Source organism: Falsiroseomonas sp. E2-1-a4 (genome assembly GCF_051433165.1).
In the GTDB taxonomy this organism is placed as follows: Bacteria; Pseudomonadota; Alphaproteobacteria; order Acetobacterales; family Acetobacteraceae; genus Falsiroseomonas.
The window spans coordinates 22,897-42,452 of the sequence record NZ_JBHMFS010000031.1; the positions used below are offsets into that span (position 1 = coordinate 22,897).

Annotated in this window: 21 protein-coding genes and 1 tRNA gene; 6 read left to right on the forward strand and 16 right to left on the reverse strand. The window is 71.6% G+C overall.

What is annotated here, in order from left to right; genetic code table 11:
* Positions 1-11: 11 nt before the first annotated feature.
* From ACFHNC_RS22715 to ACFHNC_RS22725, 3 genes are all read right to left on the reverse strand, one after another.
* Positions 12-1,346 (reverse strand): divergent polysaccharide deacetylase family protein, encoded by a 1,335-nt coding sequence (locus ACFHNC_RS22715; RefSeq protein ID WP_437171529.1) that lies wholly within the window; start codon positions 1,344-1,346, stop codon positions 12-14.
* 75 nt (positions 1,347-1,421) lie between these two features.
* On the reverse strand, positions 1,422-2,798 hold the full coding sequence (locus ACFHNC_RS22720; protein WP_437171530.1) for a S41 family peptidase: 1,377 nt from the start codon (positions 2,796-2,798) through the stop codon (positions 1,422-1,424).
* Positions 2,799-2,993: 195 nt separating this feature from the next.
* Positions 2,994-4,265, reverse strand: coding sequence for a murein hydrolase activator EnvC family protein (locus ACFHNC_RS22725; protein WP_437171531.1), 1,272 nt, complete (start codon positions 4,263-4,265; stop codon positions 2,994-2,996).
* A 153-nt stretch (positions 4,266-4,418) separates the two neighbouring features.
* Between ACFHNC_RS22725 and ACFHNC_RS22730 the strand changes: the two genes are divergently transcribed.
* Positions 4,419-5,339: a DnaJ C-terminal domain-containing protein gene (locus ACFHNC_RS22730; protein ID WP_437171532.1), complete on the forward strand. Its 921-nt coding sequence runs from the start codon at positions 4,419-4,421 to the stop codon at positions 5,337-5,339.
* Complete coding sequence (locus ACFHNC_RS22735) at positions 5,336-5,590, forward strand: chaperone modulator CbpM (protein WP_437171533.1); 255 nt, start codon at positions 5,336-5,338, stop codon at positions 5,588-5,590. The genes ACFHNC_RS22730 and ACFHNC_RS22735 overlap by 4 nt, the downstream gene beginning before the upstream one ends.
* A gap of 65 nt (positions 5,591-5,655) precedes the next feature.
* On the opposite strand, the gene gpmI is transcribed toward ACFHNC_RS22735, so the two are convergent.
* The 5 genes from gpmI to rsfS all read right to left on the reverse strand — a co-directional run bounded on the left by gpmI (position 5,656) and on the right by rsfS (position 10,093).
* The gene (gpmI, locus tag ACFHNC_RS22740; protein WP_437171534.1) at positions 5,656-7,182 is read right to left on the reverse strand and encodes a 2,3-bisphosphoglycerate-independent phosphoglycerate mutase; all 1,527 of its coding nucleotides are present in this window, start codon (positions 7,180-7,182) and stop codon (positions 5,656-5,658) included.
* A gap of 79 nt (positions 7,183-7,261) precedes the next feature.
* Positions 7,262-8,119, reverse strand: a complete 858-nt coding sequence (locus tag ACFHNC_RS22745; RefSeq protein ID WP_437171535.1) for an ion transporter — start codon at positions 8,117-8,119, stop codon at positions 7,262-7,264.
* Between the two features lie 71 nt (positions 8,120-8,190).
* Positions 8,191-8,862 (reverse strand): NnrU family protein, encoded by a 672-nt coding sequence (locus ACFHNC_RS22750; RefSeq protein WP_437171536.1) that lies wholly within the window; start codon positions 8,860-8,862, stop codon positions 8,191-8,193.
* A gap of 30 nt (positions 8,863-8,892) precedes the next feature.
* Positions 8,893-9,375, reverse strand: a complete 483-nt coding sequence (locus ACFHNC_RS22755) for a 23S rRNA (pseudouridine(1915)-N(3))-methyltransferase RlmH (protein ID WP_437171537.1) — start codon at positions 9,373-9,375, stop codon at positions 8,893-8,895.
* Positions 9,359-10,093, reverse strand: a complete 735-nt coding sequence (gene rsfS / locus ACFHNC_RS22760; protein WP_437171538.1) for a ribosome silencing factor — start codon at positions 10,091-10,093, stop codon at positions 9,359-9,361. Before rsfS ends, ACFHNC_RS22755 begins: the two co-directional genes overlap by 17 nt.
* On the opposite strand from rsfS, the gene ACFHNC_RS22765 reads away from it, so the two are divergent.
* On the forward strand, positions 10,071-10,913 hold the full coding sequence (locus tag ACFHNC_RS22765) for a hypothetical protein (protein WP_437171539.1): 843 nt from the start codon (positions 10,071-10,073) through the stop codon (positions 10,911-10,913). The two genes, rsfS and ACFHNC_RS22765, sit on opposite strands and share 23 nt — an antisense overlap.
* A 14-nt stretch (positions 10,914-10,927) precedes the next feature.
* Here the strand turns inward: ACFHNC_RS22765 and ACFHNC_RS22770 are convergent, their stop codons facing one another.
* Genes ACFHNC_RS22770 through ACFHNC_RS22780 form a run of 3 tightly spaced genes read right to left on the reverse strand, consistent with a single transcriptional unit; the run spans position 10,928 to position 13,675 of the window.
* Positions 10,928-11,530: a nicotinate-nucleotide adenylyltransferase gene (locus tag ACFHNC_RS22770; RefSeq protein WP_437171540.1), complete on the reverse strand. Its 603-nt coding sequence runs from the start codon at positions 11,528-11,530 to the stop codon at positions 10,928-10,930.
* Entirely contained in the window at positions 11,527-12,390 is an 864-nt protein-coding gene (locus ACFHNC_RS22775; protein ID WP_437171541.1) for a 2-keto-4-pentenoate hydratase, read from the reverse strand. Before ACFHNC_RS22775 ends, ACFHNC_RS22770 begins: the two co-directional genes overlap by 4 nt.
* A gap of 19 nt (positions 12,391-12,409) precedes the next feature.
* Positions 12,410-13,675 (reverse strand): glutamate-5-semialdehyde dehydrogenase, encoded by a 1,266-nt coding sequence (locus ACFHNC_RS22780; RefSeq protein WP_437171542.1) that lies wholly within the window; start codon positions 13,673-13,675, stop codon positions 12,410-12,412.
* Between the two features lie 252 nt (positions 13,676-13,927).
* On the opposite strand from ACFHNC_RS22780, the gene ACFHNC_RS22785 reads away from it, so the two are divergent.
* Together ACFHNC_RS22785 and ACFHNC_RS22790 are read left to right on the forward strand one after the other, a co-directional pair.
* A complete protein-coding gene (locus ACFHNC_RS22785) occupies positions 13,928-14,290 on the forward strand; it encodes a hypothetical protein (RefSeq protein WP_437171543.1) in 363 nt (120 codons plus the stop codon).
* A 75-nt stretch (positions 14,291-14,365) separates the two neighbouring features.
* Complete coding sequence (locus ACFHNC_RS22790; RefSeq protein ID WP_437171544.1) at positions 14,366-14,728, forward strand: hypothetical protein; 363 nt, start codon at positions 14,366-14,368, stop codon at positions 14,726-14,728.
* Positions 14,729-14,789: 61 nt separating this feature from the next.
* Here the strand turns inward: ACFHNC_RS22790 and ACFHNC_RS22795 are convergent, their stop codons facing one another.
* The 5 genes from ACFHNC_RS22795 to rplU form a co-directional block, all read right to left on the reverse strand.
* Entirely contained in the window at positions 14,790-16,289 is a 1,500-nt protein-coding gene (locus ACFHNC_RS22795; RefSeq protein ID WP_437171545.1) for an ABC transporter substrate-binding protein, read from the reverse strand.
* A gap of 54 nt (positions 16,290-16,343) precedes the next feature.
* The gene (gene proB, locus ACFHNC_RS22800) at positions 16,344-17,474 is read right to left on the reverse strand and encodes a glutamate 5-kinase (RefSeq protein ID WP_437171546.1); all 1,131 of its coding nucleotides are present in this window, start codon (positions 17,472-17,474) and stop codon (positions 16,344-16,346) included.
* 10 nt (positions 17,475-17,484) lie between these two features.
* Positions 17,485-18,510, reverse strand: coding sequence for a GTPase ObgE (gene obgE / locus ACFHNC_RS22805; RefSeq protein ID WP_437171547.1), 1,026 nt, complete (start codon positions 18,508-18,510; stop codon positions 17,485-17,487).
* A gap of 77 nt (positions 18,511-18,587) precedes the next feature.
* The gene (gene rpmA / locus ACFHNC_RS22810; RefSeq protein WP_304812667.1) at positions 18,588-18,857 is read right to left on the reverse strand and encodes a 50S ribosomal protein L27; all 270 of its coding nucleotides are present in this window, start codon (positions 18,855-18,857) and stop codon (positions 18,588-18,590) included.
* Between the two features lie 29 nt (positions 18,858-18,886).
* Complete coding sequence (gene rplU, locus ACFHNC_RS22815) at positions 18,887-19,204, reverse strand: 50S ribosomal protein L21 (protein WP_437171548.1); 318 nt, start codon at positions 19,202-19,204, stop codon at positions 18,887-18,889.
* 212 nt (positions 19,205-19,416) lie between these two features.
* Between rplU and ACFHNC_RS22820 the strand changes: the two genes are divergently transcribed.
* Positions 19,417-19,506 (forward strand) — tRNA-Ser (locus ACFHNC_RS22820).
* The last annotated feature ends 50 nt before the right edge of the window (positions 19,507-19,556 follow it).

Genomic DNA, 19,556 nt, shown 5'->3' on the forward strand with positions numbered 1-19,556 from the left:
CTTGTAACGGCCTAGCGCGTCGCCTGGGAACCCTGCGGCAACGCGGCCTGGGACCCGGGCCGGCGCAGCAGCACGGTGACCGGCACCAGCACCGCGCCGCGTTCCTCCAGCCCCGCCGACCAGGCGAGGATGGCGGCGATGAAGAAGGGGGCGGGGTTGCCGAGCAGGCCGAGGGCGGCGCCGTTGCGCTTGGCCAGCGCCTCCAGCTCCACCAGCCGCCGCTCCACCTCGCTGCGGGTTTCGGAAGGGTCGTCCAGTACCAGGTCCACGGTGCGGCCAAAGGCGCGGGCCGGGGTGGGGGCGCTGGGGCGCGGGTCCACGTACAGCAGGCCGCGCGTGGTCAGCGCCGCCTGGATGGTGCCCAGCAGGTCCGCATTCGCCGCGAAGCGTTCCCCGCGCAGCCGACCGAGCGCGCCGATGGCGCCGACCTGGCCCTGGATGCGGGACAGCGCCCAATCCAGCCGCTCCAGATTCTCCTCCGCCGAAAGGCTGGTGAGCAAGGCGCGGTCGCCCGGGTCGGCATCCTGGCCGAAGCCGGCGGGCTCCAGCGGCAGGGCCACCAGCACCTCCATCCCGCGCGCCCGCGCCCGGTCCAGCAGCGGCTCCGGGCGCAGCGCATAGGGGCTGAAGGCGAGGGTGACGGCGCCGGGCAGGCGGGCGATGGCTTCCTCGGAATGCTGGGCGAACAGGCCGACATTGCCGATCACCAGTCCGATGCGCGGGCGCCGGTCCGCCTCCCGGTCGAAGCTGCGGGCATAGGTACGGATCGAGGTGCGGCCGTCGGGCCCCAGCTTCGGCACCATGCCATGGCGGGACCGTTCCAGCATCTGCGGGTCGGGCGGCGGGATCACCGGGTCCGGTGCCGCGGCGCGCGCCGTGGCAGGGGCGGCGCCGGGCGCGGCGGCTGCCGGCGTGGCGAGCGGTGGCGGGGGCGGTGCGGCGGGGGCGGCCTCGGCAGGCATCATGGCCGGCACGGACATGGCCGGCACGGACACGGACACGGACACGGACACGGGCACGGCCGGCGGCTCCGCGCCTGCGGCGGCGGCTGCAGCCGGTACCGGCGCAGTGGGCGCGGCGACCGGCAGGCTGGCCGGTGTGGCGGCGATGGGGGGGGCTTGCGGGGTCGGGGTCTGGGCCGGCGGATCGGCCGCGGCGGCCTCGCGCACCGGCTCAGGCCCCCGCGCAATCTCCGGCTCGGCCGCCATCGGCGCCGGATCGAGGCCCGCCATGTCCGGCCCGGCCGGTGGGCCGAGCCAATGCAGCGTGGCCGCACCGGCACCGAGGCAGAGCACCAGCACGGCCCAGAACAGTCCCAGCCGGCGCCGGGAGAGGGCACGGCTCACCGACTTTGCGGCGCGGCCCGCTGCGCCACGCCCTCATCCGCGCTGTCGCGACGCCGGCCCAGTGTCACCGGCTGCTCATCGCTGGGCACGCCGCTGGGCGGGTGGTGCGGCTGCAACGGCCCGCAGCAATTGCAGGGCCTGTTGCAGCTGGTGGTCGGTCTCCGGCTTGGTCGGGTCGAAGGCGGCTGCGCCCTCCGCCGGTTCCCGCACCACCCGATCCACCACCCCGGCCGGCAGGTTCAAAGCCGGCAGCGCCGGCGGAGGCGGTACCGCCTCCGTGGTGCCGTTACGAAGCGACCGGCGCAGATCAGCCTCCCGGTCCCGTTCGCGCGTCGCGGCGTTTGGGTCGGCGCGGGCGGCCAGCACCTCGATATCCGGCTGGATGCCGGTCGCCTGGATGGAGCGGCCAGAGGGCGTGTAGTAGCGCGCCGTGGTCAGCCGCATGGCGCCATTGCCCGGAATCGGCATGACGGTCTGCACGCTGCCCTTGCCGAAGGACTTCACGCCCATCACCACGGCCCGGCGATGGTCCTGCAGCGCGCCGGCGACGATCTCGGACGCGCTGGCGGAGCCGGAATTGATCAGCACCACAATCGGCAACCCCTGGGCGAGGTCACCCGGCCGCGCATTCCAGCGCTGGGCATCCTCCGGCCGGCGGGCGCGGGTGGAGACGATCTCGCCCTGGTCGAGGAAGTCGTCGGTCACCTGCACCGCCTGGTCCAGCAGCCCGCCCGGATTGTTTCGCAGGTCCAGCACCAGGCCGCGCAGGTTGCTGCCAGCCTGGTTCCGCATGGTGGTCATGGCCTGGCGCAGCGCGCCCTCGGTGCGCTCATTGAACGACGACAGGCGGATATAGGCGATGTCGTTGCCCTCCAGCCGGAAGCGCGCCACCTGCGGGCGGATCACGTCCCGGGTCAGGGAGATCTCCAGCGGCCTTGCCTCGCCCTCACGCCGGATGGTCAGGCGGATGGTGCTGCCGCGCTCGCCGCGCATCTGCTCCACCGCATCCTGCAAGGACAGGCCCTGGGTGGATTGGCCGTTCAGATGGGTGATGAGGTCGCCCGGCTTGATGCCGGCGCGGAAGGCCGGCGTCTCATCGATCGGGCTGATCACCTTCACGAAGCCGTTTTCCTGCGTCACCTCGATGCCGAGGCCGCCGAACTCGCCGCGGGTCTGCACCTGCATGTCCCGGAAGCTGCGCGGGTTCATGTAGGAGGAATGCGGGTCGAGGCCCTGGAGCATGCCGTTGATGGCATTCTCGATCACGTCGCGGTCGGTGACCGGCTCGACATATTCCGCGCGGACCCGCTCAAACACATCGCCGAACAGGTTCAGCAGCCGGTAGGTCTCCGCCCGGCCACCCTCCTGCGCCCAGGCCTGGATGCCAGGCACCGCCAGCATGGGGCCGACCACCGCGCCGGCCAGGAAGGCGGCACTGACGGCGCCCACCATGCCCAGCCGCCGGCGTCTTGTCGCCGGCGCACGCGTCGCCACCGGCCCTGTTACGGACCCCCGGCTCGGCATCCTGCCGTCCCGGTTATCATCCTTGCGCCCAGACACGTCGCTCATGCGACCACCCGATCCTTGGGTCGCGGCCCCGCTAGCCGCCGACCTGACCAAATATGCCCTCGGGAGATGACCCGAAGGTTACCCCCGCGCCGCAAACCACGGTCGCGGGTCCACCGGCTGCCCGTTGCGGCGCAACTCCACATAAAGGGAACCGCCCGAAGCGCCAGTGCCGCCGAGAATGCCGATCGGTTCCCCCGCCAGAAGCCGCTGCCCAGCCGAGGCGTCGAGCCGCTCCAGCCCTGCCAGCACGAAATGGTATCCCCCTCCGCAATCCACAATCAACAACAGCCCGAAGGAGCGGAACGGCGCAGCATACACGGCCCGGCCATTGCAGGGTGAGACCACCCGCGCGCCACCCGAAGCCGCATAGGTCAGCCCGCGATGCGGCCCGCCCGGCGCGGCCTGGCCCCAGGCGGTGGCGATGCGCCCGGCCACCGGCAGGGCGCGGCCGCCGGAGGGCACCGGCACGGCGGCCTGGCGCTGCGCCGCGGCGCGTGGCGCGGCATGTGGCGCAGCACTGGCGGCCTGCTCCGCCAGCCTCTGCTCCCGTTCCGCTTCGGCCGCCTGGCGGGCCTGTTCGGCCTGGCGGGCGGCGGCATTGGCGCGGGCGTCGGCCTCCCGCCGCTGACGGTCCCGTTGCAGCCGCGCCAGCACATCGGCCAGGTCGCTGGCCCGGGCGGCGGCGGCGGCGGCCTGGGTGGCGGCGCGTTCCTCCGCGGCTTCGGCATCACCGCGGCGGGTGCGGGCCACGGCCAGCTCCGCCTCCAGCCCCGCCACCGCTTCCCGCGCGCCGCGTTCGGCGGCTTCCAGCGCCAGCGCTTCCCGTGCGGCCAGCCATTCGGCTTCCTGCGCGGCTACCTGCGCCTCACGCAGGGCGGTGGCTTCCTCCTCCAGCCGGCGGATCAGGCCGCGCAGCACCAGGGCGCCACGCAGCGCATCCTCCGGCTCCCCCGGAATCGCCAGCACGGTTTCCGCCGGATACAGCGACAGGCGCAGCATCACCGGCAGCAGCGGGCGCATGGCGTTGGCGCGGTCCGCGATCTGGCGCGCGGCGCGGGCGCCGCCGGCGCGGGCGGCTTCCAGACGTTCGGAGACATCCGCCACCTCCGCCTCCGCCGCCTGGGCCAGCGCGGCCAGCTCCACCCGGCGGGCGGCCAGCGCCACCTCCTCCTCCGCCAAGGCGCGGGCGCGGGCGGCGGCGTTCTCGGCGTCCTGGCGGCGTTGTTCGGCGGCCTGTTCGGCGGCCCGCAGGTCCCGCGCGGTGGGCTGCGCCTGGGCCGGCGCGGCGAGCAGGGCCAGCGGCAGGGACAGCAGCAGAACGAGCCGCCACGCCGCACCCCATCTGCCCACCCGGGCTATGATACGCTTTGAAACCTTCAAGCCCTGCACCCCCGTGCTGCATAGACCCCTGCCCTGCGCCGGGACAAGCGCGGGCCGCTTGGCGTAGGGGGTGCTCGTTTCCATTTAAGCTGATGGGGCATCCTCGCCCCGCGAGAGGGCCGCATGGCAGAGGATCCCTACCAGGTCCTGGGCGTCGCCCGCGACGCGACACCGGAGTCGATCAAGAAGGCCTACCGCAAGCTGGCGCGGCAGAACCACCCGGACCTCCACCCCGGCAAGCCGGAGGCGGAGGCGCGCTTCAAGGCCGCCGCCTCCGCGCATGATCTGCTGTCGGACCCCGATCGCCGGGCGCGCTTCGACCGCGGCGAGATCGATGCCGAGGGCCAGGAAAGGGCACCGCCACGCCCCGCCGGCGGCTGGCGGCGCCATGCGGAGGCCGCGGCGGGCGGGCGCTATGAGCCACATGGGGATTTAGGCGATCTCGGCGATGTCTTCGCCGACCTGTTCGCCCGGCAGCAGGCGGCGGAATCCGCGCCGCGGCCGGGGCGGGACATGGCCTATCACCTTCGCGTGCCCTTCCTGTCTGCGGTGCTGGGCGCGACCGAGCAACTCGTGCTGCCGGATGGCCGCCAGCTCAGCGTGCGGATCCCGCCCGGGGTGGTCAGCGGCCAGTCGCTGCGGTTGCGCGGGCAGGGCGGGCCAGGGCGCAATGGTGGGCCGGCCGGCAATGCGGTGATCGAGCTGGAGGTGGCGGACCATCCGCTGTACCGGCGGGACGGAATGGACCTGCACCTGGACCTGCCGGTGACGTTGCGGGAGGCCGTGCTGGGCGGCGCCGTGACGGTGCCCGCGCCGACCGGCCCGCTGCGCGTCACCCTGCCCGCCGGCAGCGATACCGGCCGGGTGGTGCGGCTGCGCGGCAAGGGCGTGGCGGCGGAAGGCAACCGCCCGGCCGGTGACCTGTTGCTGACGTTGCGGGTGATGGTGGGCAAGCCCGATGCCGCGCTGGAGGCGTTCCTGCGCGACTGGCAGCCGGAACACCCACAGGACCCGCGGGAGGCGATGGGGGAGGCCGCGCCATGATGACGCTCGAGGTGGTCTGCGCCCGTTTCCAGGGCCTGGCGCCGGAGGATCTGCGCGGCTGGGTCGCCGCCGGCTACGTCCGCGCCGATCCGGAAGGTGAGGCGCTGGTGTTCCAGGAGATCGACGTGGCGCGCGTCGCTCTCATCCTGGAACTGCGCGAAACCCTGGCGCTGGAGGAGGAGGCGCTGGCCCTGGTGCTGTCCCTGCTGGACCAGATCTACGCCCTGCGCCGCCAGATCGGCGCCGCCTAGCCGCCCCGAAAAGCCCTCTCGCCCCAACGGGGGAGAGGGTCGGGCGCGGGGGCCCCCGACCCCCGCTACCGCAGCAGCGACTGCCCCGTCATTGCCGCCGGCTGGGCCACGCCGAGCAGGGCCAGCAGCGTCGGCGCGATATCCGCCAGCCTGCCATCCGCCAGCGTCGCCCCCGCCGGCGCGTTCAGCAGCAGCACCGGCACCGGATTGGTGGTGTGTGCCGTATGCGGCCCGCCCGTCACCGGGTCCCGCATCAGCTCCGCATTGCCATGGTCCGCGGTGACCAGCAGGCGGCCGCCGGCGGCGCGGATGGCCTGCGCGATGCGACCGAGGCCGGCATCCACCGCCTCGCACGCCTGGATGGCGGCGGCCAGCTTGCCGCTATGGCCGACCATGTCGGCATTGGCGAAGTTCAGCACGATCAAATCGTATTGGCCGGATTCGATGGCGGCGACGCATTTGTCCGTCAATTCCGGCGCCGACATCTCCGGCTGAAGGTCATAGGTCGCGACCTTGGGGGAGGCGACCATGATGCGGTCCTCCCTGGGATAAGGCGTCTCCTCCCCGCCATTCAGGAAGTAGGTGACATGCGGATACTTTTCCGTCTCCGCCATGTGCAACTGGGTGAGCCCGGCTGAGGAGACGACGGCGCCGAGGATGTCCGCCATTGATTGCGGCGGAAACAGCGCCGGCAGGAAGGGGGCCAGCACGCTGCTGTATTCCGTCATGCTCGCCGTGGCGGCAAAGCGGATGGTGGGGTCGGCCTCGAAGCCGGCGAAGGCGGGTTCGACCAGGGATGCCATGATCTCCCGCACCCGGTCGGCGCGGTAGTTGAAGCACAGCAGCCCGTCGCCGTGATTCATGCAGGTATAGTCGCCGATCGGGCTGGGCGGCAGGAACTCATCCGTCTTGCCCGCCGCATGGCCGGCGGCGATGGCTTCCTGCGCCGTGGCGAAGCGGGTGCCCTTGGCCAGCACCATCACATCATGCGCCTGGCGCACGCGGTCCCAGCGATTGTCGCGGTCCATGGCGAAGTAGCGGCCACAGATGGTGGCGATGCGCGCGCCATCCGGCAGCGCCGCCTCGAATTTCGCGATGAAGGCGGGGGCGGAGCTGGGGGCGGTGTCGCGGCCATCGGTCCAGCCATGCACGCGCACCTGAAGCCCTGCGGCCACCGCGGCACGGGCCAGCGCCAGCGCATGGTCCTGGTGGCTGTGCACGCCGCCTTCGGAGAGCAGCCCCATCAGGTGCAGCACGCCGCCGGCGGCCTTGGTGCGCGCCACCAGGCTGGTGAAGGCGGGCAGGGTGGAGATCGTTCCATCGGCGCAGGCGGCGTCGATGCGGACAAGGTCCTGCATCACCACGCGGCCGGCGCCGATGTTCAGGTGGCCGACCTCCGAATTGCCCATCTGCCCATCCGGCAACCCGACATCGCGGCCGGAGGTGCGCAGGAAGGCGCGCGGCCCGGCCTGCCACAGCGCATCGAAGACCGGCGTCCTTGCCTGCAGCACCGCATTATCCGCCGCCTCCTCACGCCAGCCCCAGCCATCCAGGATCGCGAGCATGACGGGGCGGTGGGCGGGTGCGGGCATCGGGCGGCATCCTGTGCGATGGTCGCGCAGGCTCTACAGCAAGCCCGGCGGGAATTGAACGGCCCTGGCCGCCGGCGGGTCAGCGCTGCGCGCGCAGCTCCGCCATCTCCGCCCGCAGTGCCCGGATCTCGGCCAGCAGCATCTGGCTGTCCAGATGCGCCTCGCTGCGCGCCGCATCCACCGCCGCCTGGCCGGCGGCGACATCGGCGCTTTCGCGCTGGGCGCGCAGCGTCTGGATGCTGTCCACGATCACGCCGATGAACAGGTTCAGCACCACGAAGGTCGCGATCAGGATGAAGGGCACGAAGAACATCCAGGCCAGCGGCTGCACCGCCAGGATCGGCCGCACATTGGCCTCGGACCAGCTTTCCAGCGTCATCATCTGGAACAGGGTATAGAGCGTGAGGCCGAGCGAGCCGAAACGCTCCGGCAGGATGTCGCCATACAGCTTCGTCGCCATCACGCCGAAGACGTAGAAGATCAGCCCCATCAGCAGCACGATGCTGCCCATGCCGGGCAGGGCGGCCAGCATCGCCTCCACCACATGGCGCATGGACGGCACGGCGGAGATCAGCCGCAGCGCGCGCAGCACCCGCAGGGCGCGCAGCACGGACAGCGGGCCGGTGGCCGGCATCCACGCGATGGCGACCACGATGATGTCGAACAGCCCCCAGGGGTCGCGGAAGAAGCGGCCGCGGAAGGCGTAGATGCGGAAGGCGATCTCGGCGGTGAAGATCCACAGCAATGTGCGGTCCACCACATGCAGCAGCCCACCCCATTCGGCCATGATGCTGGCGGAGGTTTCGAGCCCCAGCGTGATGGCGTTCAGGATGATCAGCCCGATCACCACCCGCTGGAACAGCGGCGTGAGGACCAGCCGGGCGGCGCGCGCGCGCGGCGAATCGCCGGCATCGGCCGGTGTAATCACTTCCTGCATCAATCGGAGATTCCCTGGAGGCGCGGCAGGGAATGGCGTTTCCCGTCGCCGCGTTCAAGCCCCCAGATTGGTTACATGAGGATCGCCGGCACGCCGAAGATGTGGCGGTGGAAATGCAGCAGCGCCGCCCACAGCAGCAGCCCCACCAGCGGCGGCATCAGCCCGATCTCGCGGAGCGCGAGGCGGTTCCGCCCGGCGGCAATGGCGGCGAAGGGGATGATGGAGGTGCGCGCGGCAAAGGCTGGCCAGCTTGCCGTATGCCGCGCCGCCAACTTGGCGTCGATCGAGGGCATGCCGGCCAGCGCCGTCACCAGGAAGGCGCCAAAGAAAACCAGGGAGGCGGTGTCGCCATTGCCGACCATATGAATGCCGGCCCACAGCGCGAAGGACCACAGCATGGGGTGGCGCGTGACGCGCTGGATGCCGCGCGGTTCCTCCCCCAGCCCCTTGTTGCCGACGGCGGTGGGGTTGCGCTTGTGGCTGGTCATGAACAGCACCAGCGTGGACAGCATCAGCACCGCCAGCACCCAGCGCAGCCCGGGGCCGGCGGACCACAGCGGCGTCGTCGGCGCGTTCTGCCAGGCCAGCACCAGCAGCGTGATGGAGACGACGGAGGCCAGCGAGAAGCCGATCATGAAGGACTTCTCCCCCACAGCCGCGATCACGCGGCCCCGCAGGGCGGTGCCGGAAATGCCGACATGGACACCCACCCACAGCAGGGCGGCGAGAATCAGCAGGGTCATGGCGTGGCACTCCGGCGATGGACAGCGCACTCAAGCAGGGCGCCACGCCCGATGGTAGGGGTGGTTCGTGCGGATCGCCTGAACGCGGAACAATTGTTCGGCCAGCAGGCCGCGCACCAGGAAATGTGGCCAGGTCAGGCTGCCGAGCGACAGGCGATGATCGGCGCGGTCCAGCACCGCCTGGTCCAGCCCCTCAGTCCCGCCGATCAGGTAGCAGACCGGGCGGGCGGCCTCGTCCCAGCGGGTGACGAGCGCGGCCAGCGCCTCCGTCGTCGGCGCGGCGCCGCCGAGGTCGAGCGCGACGACGAAGGCGGCATCGGGTAGCGCGGCGAGCAGCGCGGCACCTTCCCGCCTTCGGATTTCCGCCGGGTTGGCGCCTTGCGCCTCCGGCACCTCGGTCACCGCCAAGGCGGGCCGGAGCCGGGCGGCGTGCTGTTCGAACAGCGCGCGTTCCGGCCCCGGCTTCATCCGGCCGATGGCGATGAGGCGAGGGCCCCTACTCGTCGTCGTCATCCTCGATGCCCGGCTCGGGCACGGAGCCGTCATCGGGCAACGGGGTGCGGTCGTCCTCCGACTCCTCCTCGGCGCGCGCGGCGGGGCTGTCGGGGCCCCACATCCGCTCCAGCCCGTACAGGGTGCGGGCTTCCGGCTTGAACAGATGCACCACCAGGTCACCGGCATCGATCAGCACCCAGTCCGGGGAGGCCTGGGTGGCATCGCGGCGCAGCTTGAGCCCCTCCGCCTCGAAGGCGTCCTCCAGGTGGGAGGCCATGGCCTGCATCTGCCGGTCGGCGAGCGCGGTTGCGATCACCAGGTAGTCCGCATAGTCGGCGCGGCCGGTGACATCGAGGACGATGATGTCCTCGGCCTTGTCCGCATCCAGGCTGGCCTGCGCGGCGGCGACAAGCCGGTCCAGAAGCGCCGGTTCAACCTTCTGGCGATCGGCACGGCGCGGACGCGGCGCGGTGCCCCGGGACTCGGCGAGGACTGCCTCGGCCTTGCTGTCGGGCAGGGCGTCCGCATTCGCCTTGGGCTTGCGCGTGGCGCGGCGCTTGGCGGGCGGTGCTGCCTCCGCCTCGGGCGGGGCATCCACGGCAGGCTCGGCCGGAACCTCGGCCTTGCGGGTCGCGCGACGCTTTGCCGGCGGTGCGGCCGCGCTCGGCATCGGCGCCGCCTCGGCCGCATCCGGCGTGATCGCCGGTGCGGGCTTGCGCGCGCGCCGTTCCTTCACGGGTGCCGGCTCCGGCGGGATCGGCACCAACGGCTCCGCCTTGCGGCTGGCGCGCGGCTTGGCAGCGGCCTTCGGCGCTGCGGTGTGCTTGGCGGAGGCCTTCGGCTTAGCGGCGGGCTTGGCAGCGGCCTTCGGCTTCGCGGTGGGCTTGGCAGCGGCCTTCGGTTTTGCGGCGGGCTTGGCAGCGGCCTTCGGCTTCGCGGCGGTCTTGGCGGCAGCCTTCGGCTTTGCGGCGGGCTTGGCGACGGCCTTCGGCTTTGCGGCGGGCTTGGCAGCGGCCTTCGGCTTCGCGGCGGGCTTGGCAGCCGCCTTCGGCTTTGCGGTGGGCTTGGCAGCCGCCTTCGGCTTTGCGGCGGGCTTGGCAACGGCCTTCGGCTTTGCGGCGGGCTTGGCAGCGGCCTTCGGCTTCGCGGCGGGCTTGGCAGCCGCCTTCGGCTTTGCGGTGGGCTTGGCGGCAGCCTTCGGCTTTGCGGCGGGCTTGGCAACGGCCTTCGGCTTTGCGGCGGGCTTGGCAGCGGCCTTCGGCTTCGCGGCGGTCTTGGCGGCAGCCTTCGGCTTTGCGGCGGGCTTGGCAGCGGCCTTCGGCTTTGCGGCGGGCTTGGCGACGGCCTTCGGCTTTGCGGCGGTCTTGGCGGCAGCCTTCGGCTTGGCGGCGGTCTTGGCAGCGGCCTTCGGCTTGGCCGTACGCGTTGCCGTGGTCGCGCGCGCGGCGAGAGCACGCGGCTTCGGCGTCACGGCTTCCGGTTCCGGCGTCTCAGGGGTTTTCGGCTTGCGGGCGATGGCCGCCTCCTCTTCACGAATGCATTGCGTAAGGCTGTAGCACAACGCGCGGCGTCACGCCGCCTGCATCGCGGCCCTGATTGCCGTGGCGGAGGCCGCATGCTCCGCCGCCGGCACGAAGCACCAGGGCGCATGCGCGAGTCCACCGCCGGACAGCAACGCGGCAGGCCGCCGGCGGTGCCGTGCCAGGCGGTGCGCCGCCTTTCCGGCCAGCGCTCGGCGCGTCCAGCCCGGGCGCGGCAGCACCGCGATCGGCGTGCCGGCGGCGAGGGCGGCCCAGGATTTCCAGCGCGGCAACTGCCACAGATTATCGGCGCCGATCACCAGCACGAAGCGCGCCCGCGGAAAACGTTGCCGCAGCGCCGCCAGCGTATGCGCGGTGTAGCGTGTGCCGAGCGCCGCCTCGATCCCTGTGGCGCGGATGCGCCGGCCATCGGCGATGGCGCGCGCCGAGGCCAGCCGTGTTGCGAAATCAGCCATGCCGCGCCGCGGCTTCAGCGGATTGCCTGGCGAGACCATCAGCCAGACCTCATGCAGCCGCAGCGCGCGGCGCACCTGTTCCGCCACATGGCGATGCCCCGCATGGGCCGGGTTGAAGCTGCCGCCGAGCAGGCCGATGCGCCGAAGGCGACGATCGCCCCGCTCGTTCAGCGTCATCTGATGCGCACGGTCACCGAGACCGGCGCCGGGAGAAGGCCCGTATAGGTCGCCGTATAGTCATGCCCCGCCTGCACTGGCAGCGCCGGGAAGAAGCCGCCGAGCGAGACATACTCCCCCGCCCGCAGCCGCCGCCCCTGGGCGCGCAGATCCTCCACCAGCCAGGCGAGTGCCGCCAGCGGGTGGCCGAGCAGGGCGCGGCCCGGAGCGCGCGCCACCTCCCGCCCATCATCGGTCAGCGAAACCTCCATGGACGCCAGGCGGGCGGCGAAATCCGCTGTCGCCTGCACGGGAATCTCCTCCCCCAGCACGCCCAGCCTGGCGCCGACATTGATCGAGACCAGCAGCGGGCCGGACCAGGCCGTGCCGGCGCCATGCACCAGATCGGGCAATTCGATGAAGGGGATCACCACATCCAGGTGGCGCAGCAGCGCGATCGGGTCGGCGCCCGCCTCGTTCACCCCCTCATCCCGCACCCGCACCAGCAGATCGCTTTCCACCACGGGGACGATGCCGAAGCCGGCCGGGATCTCGGCGCCGGACCGGGCGCGGATGGTGCCGTGGAAGATCGCGCCGGCCACCGGATGCGGCACGCCGAAGCGGGCCTGCGCCGCCGCATTGGTCAGCCCCACCTTCCAGCCGACCCGGTCGCCCCAGGGCTGCGCCAGCGCCGCCACCAGCCGATCCCGCGCACAGACGGCATCGGCCAGGGACATGCCGGGCGGCGGTGGCGGTGCCGCGCGGCGGTCCAGGATGGCCGCCGCCAGGCGCGCCACCTCCGGCACCTCCGGGCAGGCGGCGGCGGCGGGGGTGGCGAGCGCGGCCAGGGCGGCGGCGGCAATGGCGACTTTGGCTTTCATGGCGCTAGGTTCCCTCACCTCACGGGCGGGTCTGCCCGCTTCCCATTACCTGGTAGCGGAAGGTGCAAAGCTGTTCCGGCCCGACCGGGCCGCGCGCATGCAGCCGGCCGGTGGCGATGCCGATCTCCGCGCCGAAGCCGAACTCGCCGCCGTCGCAGAATTGGGTGGAGGCGTTGTGGATGCCGACGGCGGAGGACAGGCGCGCCAGGAAATCCGCGGCCACGGCATCATCCTGCGTGATGATCGCCTCGGTATGCTCGCTGCCGAAGCGGGCGATGTGGTCCAGCGCGGCATCGGGGCCATCCACCACCTTCACGGACAGCACGGCATCCAGCCATTCGGTGGCGAAGTCGGCCTCCGTGGCGGCGGGCAGCTCCGGCAGGATGGCGCGTGCGCGGTCATTGGCGCGGAAGTCGCAGCCCAGCGCCCGCAAATCGGCCACCAGCAGCGGTAGCAGGGTGGGGGCGATGGCCGCGTCGATCAGCAGCGTCTCCGTCGCACCGCAGACGCCGGTGCGGCGCATCTTGGCATTGGCGAGGATGCTGCGCGCCATGGCGGGGTCTGCCGCTTCGTGGATGTAGGTGTGGCAGAGGCCCTCCGCATGGGCCAGCACCGGCACGCGCGCTTCCTCCTGCACCCGCTGCACCAGGCCCTTGCCGCCGCGCGGGATGATCAGGTCGATCAGCCCGGCGGCGCGCAGCATGGCGGCGACGAAGGCGCGGTCGGCGGTGGGGGCCACCTGCACCGCGGCCTCCGGCAGCCCGGCCGCACGCAAGCCTTCCACCATGCAGGAATGGATCGCCCCCGCACTGCGCAGGGATTCCTTGCCGCCGCGCAGGATCACCGCGCTGCCAGCCTTCAGGCACAGCGCCGCGGCATCGGCGCCGACATTCGGGCGGCTCTCATAGATCATGCCGATCACGCCGAGCGGCTGCGCCACGCGGCGGATCACCAGGCCGTTCGGCCGCGCCCATTCGCTCAGCACGCGGCCCACCGGGTCGGGCAGCGCCGCCACTTCCTCCACCGCGCAGGCCATCGCCTCCACCCGCGCCGGCGTCAGCGCCAGGCGGTCGCGGAAGGCGGGGGAGAGATCCGGGGCGGCGGCGAGGTCCTCCGCATTGGCGGCCAGCACCACATCTGCCCGCGCGCGCAGGGCGGCGGCGGCGTGCATCAGGGCCGCATCCCGCTGCGCTCGTGGCGCCGTGGCCAGCACCCGCGCCGCGTCGCGGGCAGCGCGGGCGGCGGTGTCGAGCAGGCGGGCAACCTCGTCGGCGAGGACGGTCATGGCGGGGTCTCCTCGCCCGAGAGGTAGCGCGCGGCTGGCGGGGAGGGAAGCAACACACAGCCTGCGCGCGCAGGTGGTTGTAACCAGGGCCGGCGCAAGGCGTGTCACGCCAGCGTGTCATCATACGGACTTATGGCGACGATGCGTCATGCCGATTGGAGGAAACCCGCCACGGGCATCATCTGCTGCGTAACGCCGAGGCCGACCACAGCGAAGTCGGATGTACGGCAGAGACGAATCAAGGATACGCAGATGAACCCCTTCAATCGCATCGCCACCGCGTTGCTTGCCGCCGGAGCCCTGAGCTTCGCCGTGCCTGCCCTGGCGCTCGACGTTACTTACCCTCGCGTGGTCGGGACTGGTGAGAATGCTTCCGTGCAATACGCCCCGCGCGATTCTCGGAACATTCTCGGCGGCGGCGCCGTGACCACCTCCGAGGCCACCGGCAACGACGTGCAGATCCGCCACCTCGAGCCGCGCTTTGCCCAAACGCCGCGGCGTGGGCTGGTGCCGGTGACCACCGGGTCCGGTGAGAACGTTACCACGGCCTGGGTACCGACCGCGGACGCGACCGCAACCGGCTTGGCCGGTGGCTTCGGCCCCGTCGGCGGCTGAACCGCCACGCCACGCCTTCAGGCCAGGCGGGCGCCCCCGCGCCGCCGGCCACATAAAGAAAAAAGGATAATCGACATGACCCGCATCCATCGCATCGCCGCCGCCGCTTTCGCGGCCGGCGCCCTGGCCCTGTCCGGCCCCGCCTTCGCGCAGACCATCGCGGAGAACAGCTACTTCCCCCGCGTGGTCGGCACCGGCGAGAATTCCCAGGTCGAGTACGGCCCGGGCCCGGCGCGGAACATCGTCGGCGGCGGTGCCGTCTCGGTGACGGAGGAGCCGAATGGCAGCGTTCATATCCGCCACACGGACAGCAGCTTCGTGCAGCAGGGCCGTGAGGGCCTGCGCGCCGTGACGGTCGGCTCCGGTGAGAGTGAGCGCACCGTCTGGGTGCCGTCTGCGGACGCGACCCGCCGCGCGGATACCGGCTTCCGCGGCTGAACCGCAAAGCCTTTCCGGACCCGGCCCCCACCCGCTGACGCGGGTGGGGGTTTTCGCCGTTTCAGCGGCCGAGGCGCAGCCCGGCGAACCGGATGATGCCATCCGGGCTCGGCACGAAACCCTCCACGCCGCTGCGCATCGCCCAGAACCAGCGGTGATGGTACAGCATCAGATGCGGGCGGTCGGCCAGCCAGATGGTCGCCGCCTCCCGGTACAGTGCCTGGCGGCGAGCCGTGTCTGTCACCTGGCGGGCCTCGGCGAACAGCGCATCAACGCGCGGGTTGGCGTATTTCCCCCAGTTCAGGAAGCCGTTGGAGGCCAGCCAGAAGCTGATATTGCCATCCGGGTCCGGGCGGCCGGACCAGATGGCGATGGCGGCCTCATAATCCCCGCGCCGGGTTGCCGCGACCATGGCACCGGATTCCAGCGTCTCGATGCTGATGTCGAAGCCGCCTTCCGCCGCCATGGACTGGATGATCTGCGCCACCTGCGATTCCACGGGCTGGTTCGGCACCTTCAGCGTGAAGGCCACCCGCTCATGCCCCGCCGCCCGCAGCAGCGCGCGGGCGCGGGCCGGGTCGCGTGGCGGCGGGGCGAGGTCGGCGAAATGATAGGCGGTGCCGGGCGCCTCCGGCTGGTTGTTGGCGGCGAAGCGGCCCTCCAGCGCCACCTGGTTGATGATGGCGCGGTCGATGCTGCGCTCGAAGGCCTCCCGCACGCGCGGATCGGCGCCGAGCGGGCGCTGCGCCAACGGGCCGTTGCCGACATTGATGCTGAGCGTCTGGTAGGCGATGGAATCGCCCGCCACCAGCCGCAGCCGCTGGTCGCGCTCGACGGAGGGCAGGTTCACCGGTGCCACGCGCTCGATCAGGTCGAGCTGCCCGGCGCGCAGGTTCAGCAGGCGGACATTGTTGTCGGGGATCGGTTGGAAGACCAGGCGGTCGGCATGGATGTTCGCGGCGTTCCAGTAGCCGGCGAATTTCTCCATCTCGATGCGGTCCTGCGCCACGCGGCGCGTCAGCCGGAAGGGACCGGAGCACACCGGGTTCTCGCCCACCCGTTCTGCCATCGGCAGCACGGCGGGAGACAGCATCATGCCGGCGCGGTCGGACAGCACGGACAGCAGCGGCGCGAAGGGCTCGGACAGCACCAGGCGGACTGTGCGCGCATCCGGCGTCTCCACCGCCGAGACCTGCTGCAATTCGGTGCGGCGGCGGCTTTCGCGGGCGGTGCGGTAGCGGTCCAGATTGGCCTTCACCGCCGCCGCATCGATCGGCGCGCCATCCTGGAAGCGCGCGCCTTCGCGCAGCGTGAGTGTCAGGGCGAGGCCGTCCGGCGCCCATTCCCAGGCGGTGGCGAGTTCCGGCCGGAATTGCAAATCCGGGCCGACATCGACCAGCTTGTCGCACATGGCGGCGAAGACGACGCGTTCGACGAAGCTGCCGGATTGCGCGGGGTCGAGCACGGCGGGGTCGGCGCCGATGCCGATGCGGAGCGTGGTCTGGGCCAAGGCAGGCTGCGCGAGGAGCAACAGGGCGGCGAGGGGAAGGACGCGGCGCATGGGCAAGATCCTTGCTGATGCGCGATGCTGCGGCAGCACGCCCCACCCGGCAAGTCAGCCCGCCAGCGCGAGCAGCACCAGGTCGTCGCGATGGATGATCTCGTCCCGCCCACGCCAGCCGAGGATCTGTTCCAACTCCTCGCTGCGATGGCCGGCGATGCGGGTGGCGTCGGCGGAATCATAGGCGACCAGGCCACGCGCCAGCACCCGGCCGGACTCGTCCCGCACGCTGACTGGGTCGCCGCGCTCGAAGCGGCCTTCCACCGCGCGCACGCCGGCGGGCAGCAGGGATGATCCGCGCGCCAGGGCCCGCGCCGCGCCCGCATCCACCACCAGCGCGCCGAGCGGCGCCAGGCTGCCTGCGATCCAGCGCTTGCGGGCGGAACGGCCCTCACGCTCGGGCAGGAACCAGGTGCAGGGCGCGCCCTGCTGCATCGCCTGCAGGGGCCGGTCCTGCGCGCCGAGGGCGATCGCCATGGCGCAGCCGGCGCCTGTGGCGATGCGCGCGGCGATCAGCTTGGTGCGCATGCCGCCGGAGGAATAGCCGGGCGGCGGCTCGCCCCCCATCGCCATGATCTCCCCCGTGATATGCTCCACAATGGGGATATGGGCGGCGGCGGGGTCGCGGCGGGGGTCGGCGGTGTAGAGGCCGTCGATATCCGACAGCAGCACCAGCGCATCCGCCTCCACCATCTCCGCCACACGGGCGGCCAGGCGGTCATTGTCGCCGAAGCGGATCTCAGCGGTGGCGACGGTGTCGTTCTCATTGATGACGGGGATGCAGCCGAGCGCCAGCAGCGTGTTCAGCGTGGCCCGCGCGTTCAGGTAGCGGCGGCGATCCTCGCTATCCTCGAGCGTCAGCAGAAGTTGGGCGGCGTTGAGCTGCACGGCGGACAGCGCATCGGCCCAGGCGCCGGCCAGGCGAATCTGGCCGACGGCGGCGGCAGCCTGCTTCTCCTCCAGCCGCAGCGTCTTCTTCCGCGTCAGGCCGAGCGCATGGCGGGCCAGCGCGATGGCGCCGGAGGAGACCAGGATCACCTCCGCCCCCCGCGCCCGCAGCGCCGCCACATCCTGCGCCACGCCCGCCAGCCAGGCGGCACGCGGCGCGGCGGTGGCGTTGTCCACGACAAGGGCGGAGCCGATCTTCACGACGATGCGGCGGGCGGTGGCGAGGGAGGGCAACATCACGCGCGTCTCAGCCTTGGCGATCCGCCAGGATCTGCTGGTACAGCGCGTAAAGCACCTGCTTCACCCCGGCCCCGGTGGCGCCCGAGACCAGAAGCGCCGGGCGCCCCGCGGCCTTGGACAGCGCCTTGAGGCGGGATGCGGTGGCCTGCGGGGTCATGGCATCCGACTTGTTCAGCGCCACCACCTCTGGCTTGTCCGCCAGCCCACCGCCATAGCCGGCGAGTTCCTCGCGGATGGTGCGGTAGGCGGCGGCCGGGTCGGCGGCGGTGCCGTCCACCAGGTGCAGCAGCACCGCGCATCGTTCGACATGGCCCAGGAACCGCGTGCCGAGGCCGGCGCCTTCATGCGCCCCCTCGATCAGGCCGGGGATGTCGGCGAGCACGAATTCCAGCGAACCGTCGCGCGTCGGCGTGCCATCCGGGTTCAGCCGCACCACACCGAGCTGCGGGTGCAGCGTGGTGAAGGGATAATCCGCCACCTTCGGCCGGGCCGCGGAGACGGCGGCGAGGAAGGTGGACTTCCCGGCATTGGGCAGCCCGAGCAGCCCGCTATCGGCGATCAGCTTCAGCCGCAGCCAGATGGAGCGTTCCTCCCCCGGCCAGCCCTTGTCGGCGCGGCGCGGGGCGCGGTTGGTGGAGGTCTTGAAGGTGGCATTGCCATGCCCGCCGTCGCCGCCCTTGGCGATGACGACGCGCTGGCCGACCTCGGTCAGGTCCGCCAGCAGCGTTTCCTTGTCATCGTCCAGGATCTGCGTGCCGACGGGCACCTTCATGATGACGTCGTCGGAGCCGGCGCCTGTACGGTCCTGGCCGGCGCCGTTGCCGCCCTTGCGGGACTTAAAGTGCTGCGCATAGCGGTAGTCGATCAGCGTGTTCAGGCCGTCCACGGCTTCGATGATCACATCGCCGCCCTTGCCGCCATTGCCGCCATCGGGGCCGCCGTATTCGATGAACTTCTCACGCCGGAAGGCGATGACGCCGTCTCCGCCGTCACCCGCCTTCACATGCACCTTGGCTTCGTCGAGGAATTTCATGAGGGTGTGTCCGATACCCGGAAACGCGAACGGGGGCCTGGAGGCCCCCGTCCAAACGCTCGCCAGGAGGTCTCGGCCTATTCGGCCGCGACGGCCATGGGCGTGATGGAGACCTGAACGCGGCCCTCGGCCTTGCGCTCGAACTTCACGTGCCCGGTGACGAGCGCATGCAGGGAATGCGTGCGACCGACCAGGACGTTCGAGCCGGCGCGCATCTTGGTGCCACGCTGGGTGACGAGGATGTTGCCGGCCTGGACGAACTGGCCATCCGAGCGCTTGACGCCAAGCCGCTTGCCAGCCGAGTCGCGACCGTTGCGCGACGAACCGCCGGCCTTTTTGTGTGCCATGGTGGGGGTCCCTTTCTGTCGCTAGTTGATCAGGCCGCGGCGATCGCGGAGATGCGGAGAACGGTCTGCATCTGGCGATGCCCGTTCTTGCGGCGGCTGTTCTTCCGGCGGCGCTTCTTGAAGATGATCACCTTGTCGCCGCGCGTCTGGCCTTCGACCACCGCGGTAACGGTCGCACCCGGCACGGTCGGCGCGCCGAGGGTGAGGCCATCATCCGAGCCGAGGGCCAGGACGTCGTGGAAGGTGATGGTGGCGCCGGGCTCGGCCTCGAGCTTCTCGACGGTCAGCACGGCATCGGGAGTGACGCGGTACTGCTTGCCGCCGGTGCGGATCACTGCATAGGTCATGTTCGCGCTCGGGCTTTCGGAGGTCCGGTGCTGCTGGGCGGGTTCGCCCGGACAATGTTGGTTATTCGGCCATGACTGACCGCCAGCATCCCCAGGCTGTTGGCACCTGGGTGGCCGGAGGGCGCAGCGTATAGCGGGCTGCCGGGCCGAGAGTCAACGGCGTGGCGGGTTGCGCGCCGTCCTTCGGGTGATTATAGGGCGCCACCGCCTGCGGAGAGGTGGCAGAGTGGTCGATCGCGTCGGTCTCGAAAACCGAAGTAGATGCAAGTCTACCGTGGGTTCGAATCCCACCCTCTCCGCCATTATGCCCGAAAAATCAAGGCCCTAGGGCGTGATTCTGTCTGAGTGAATT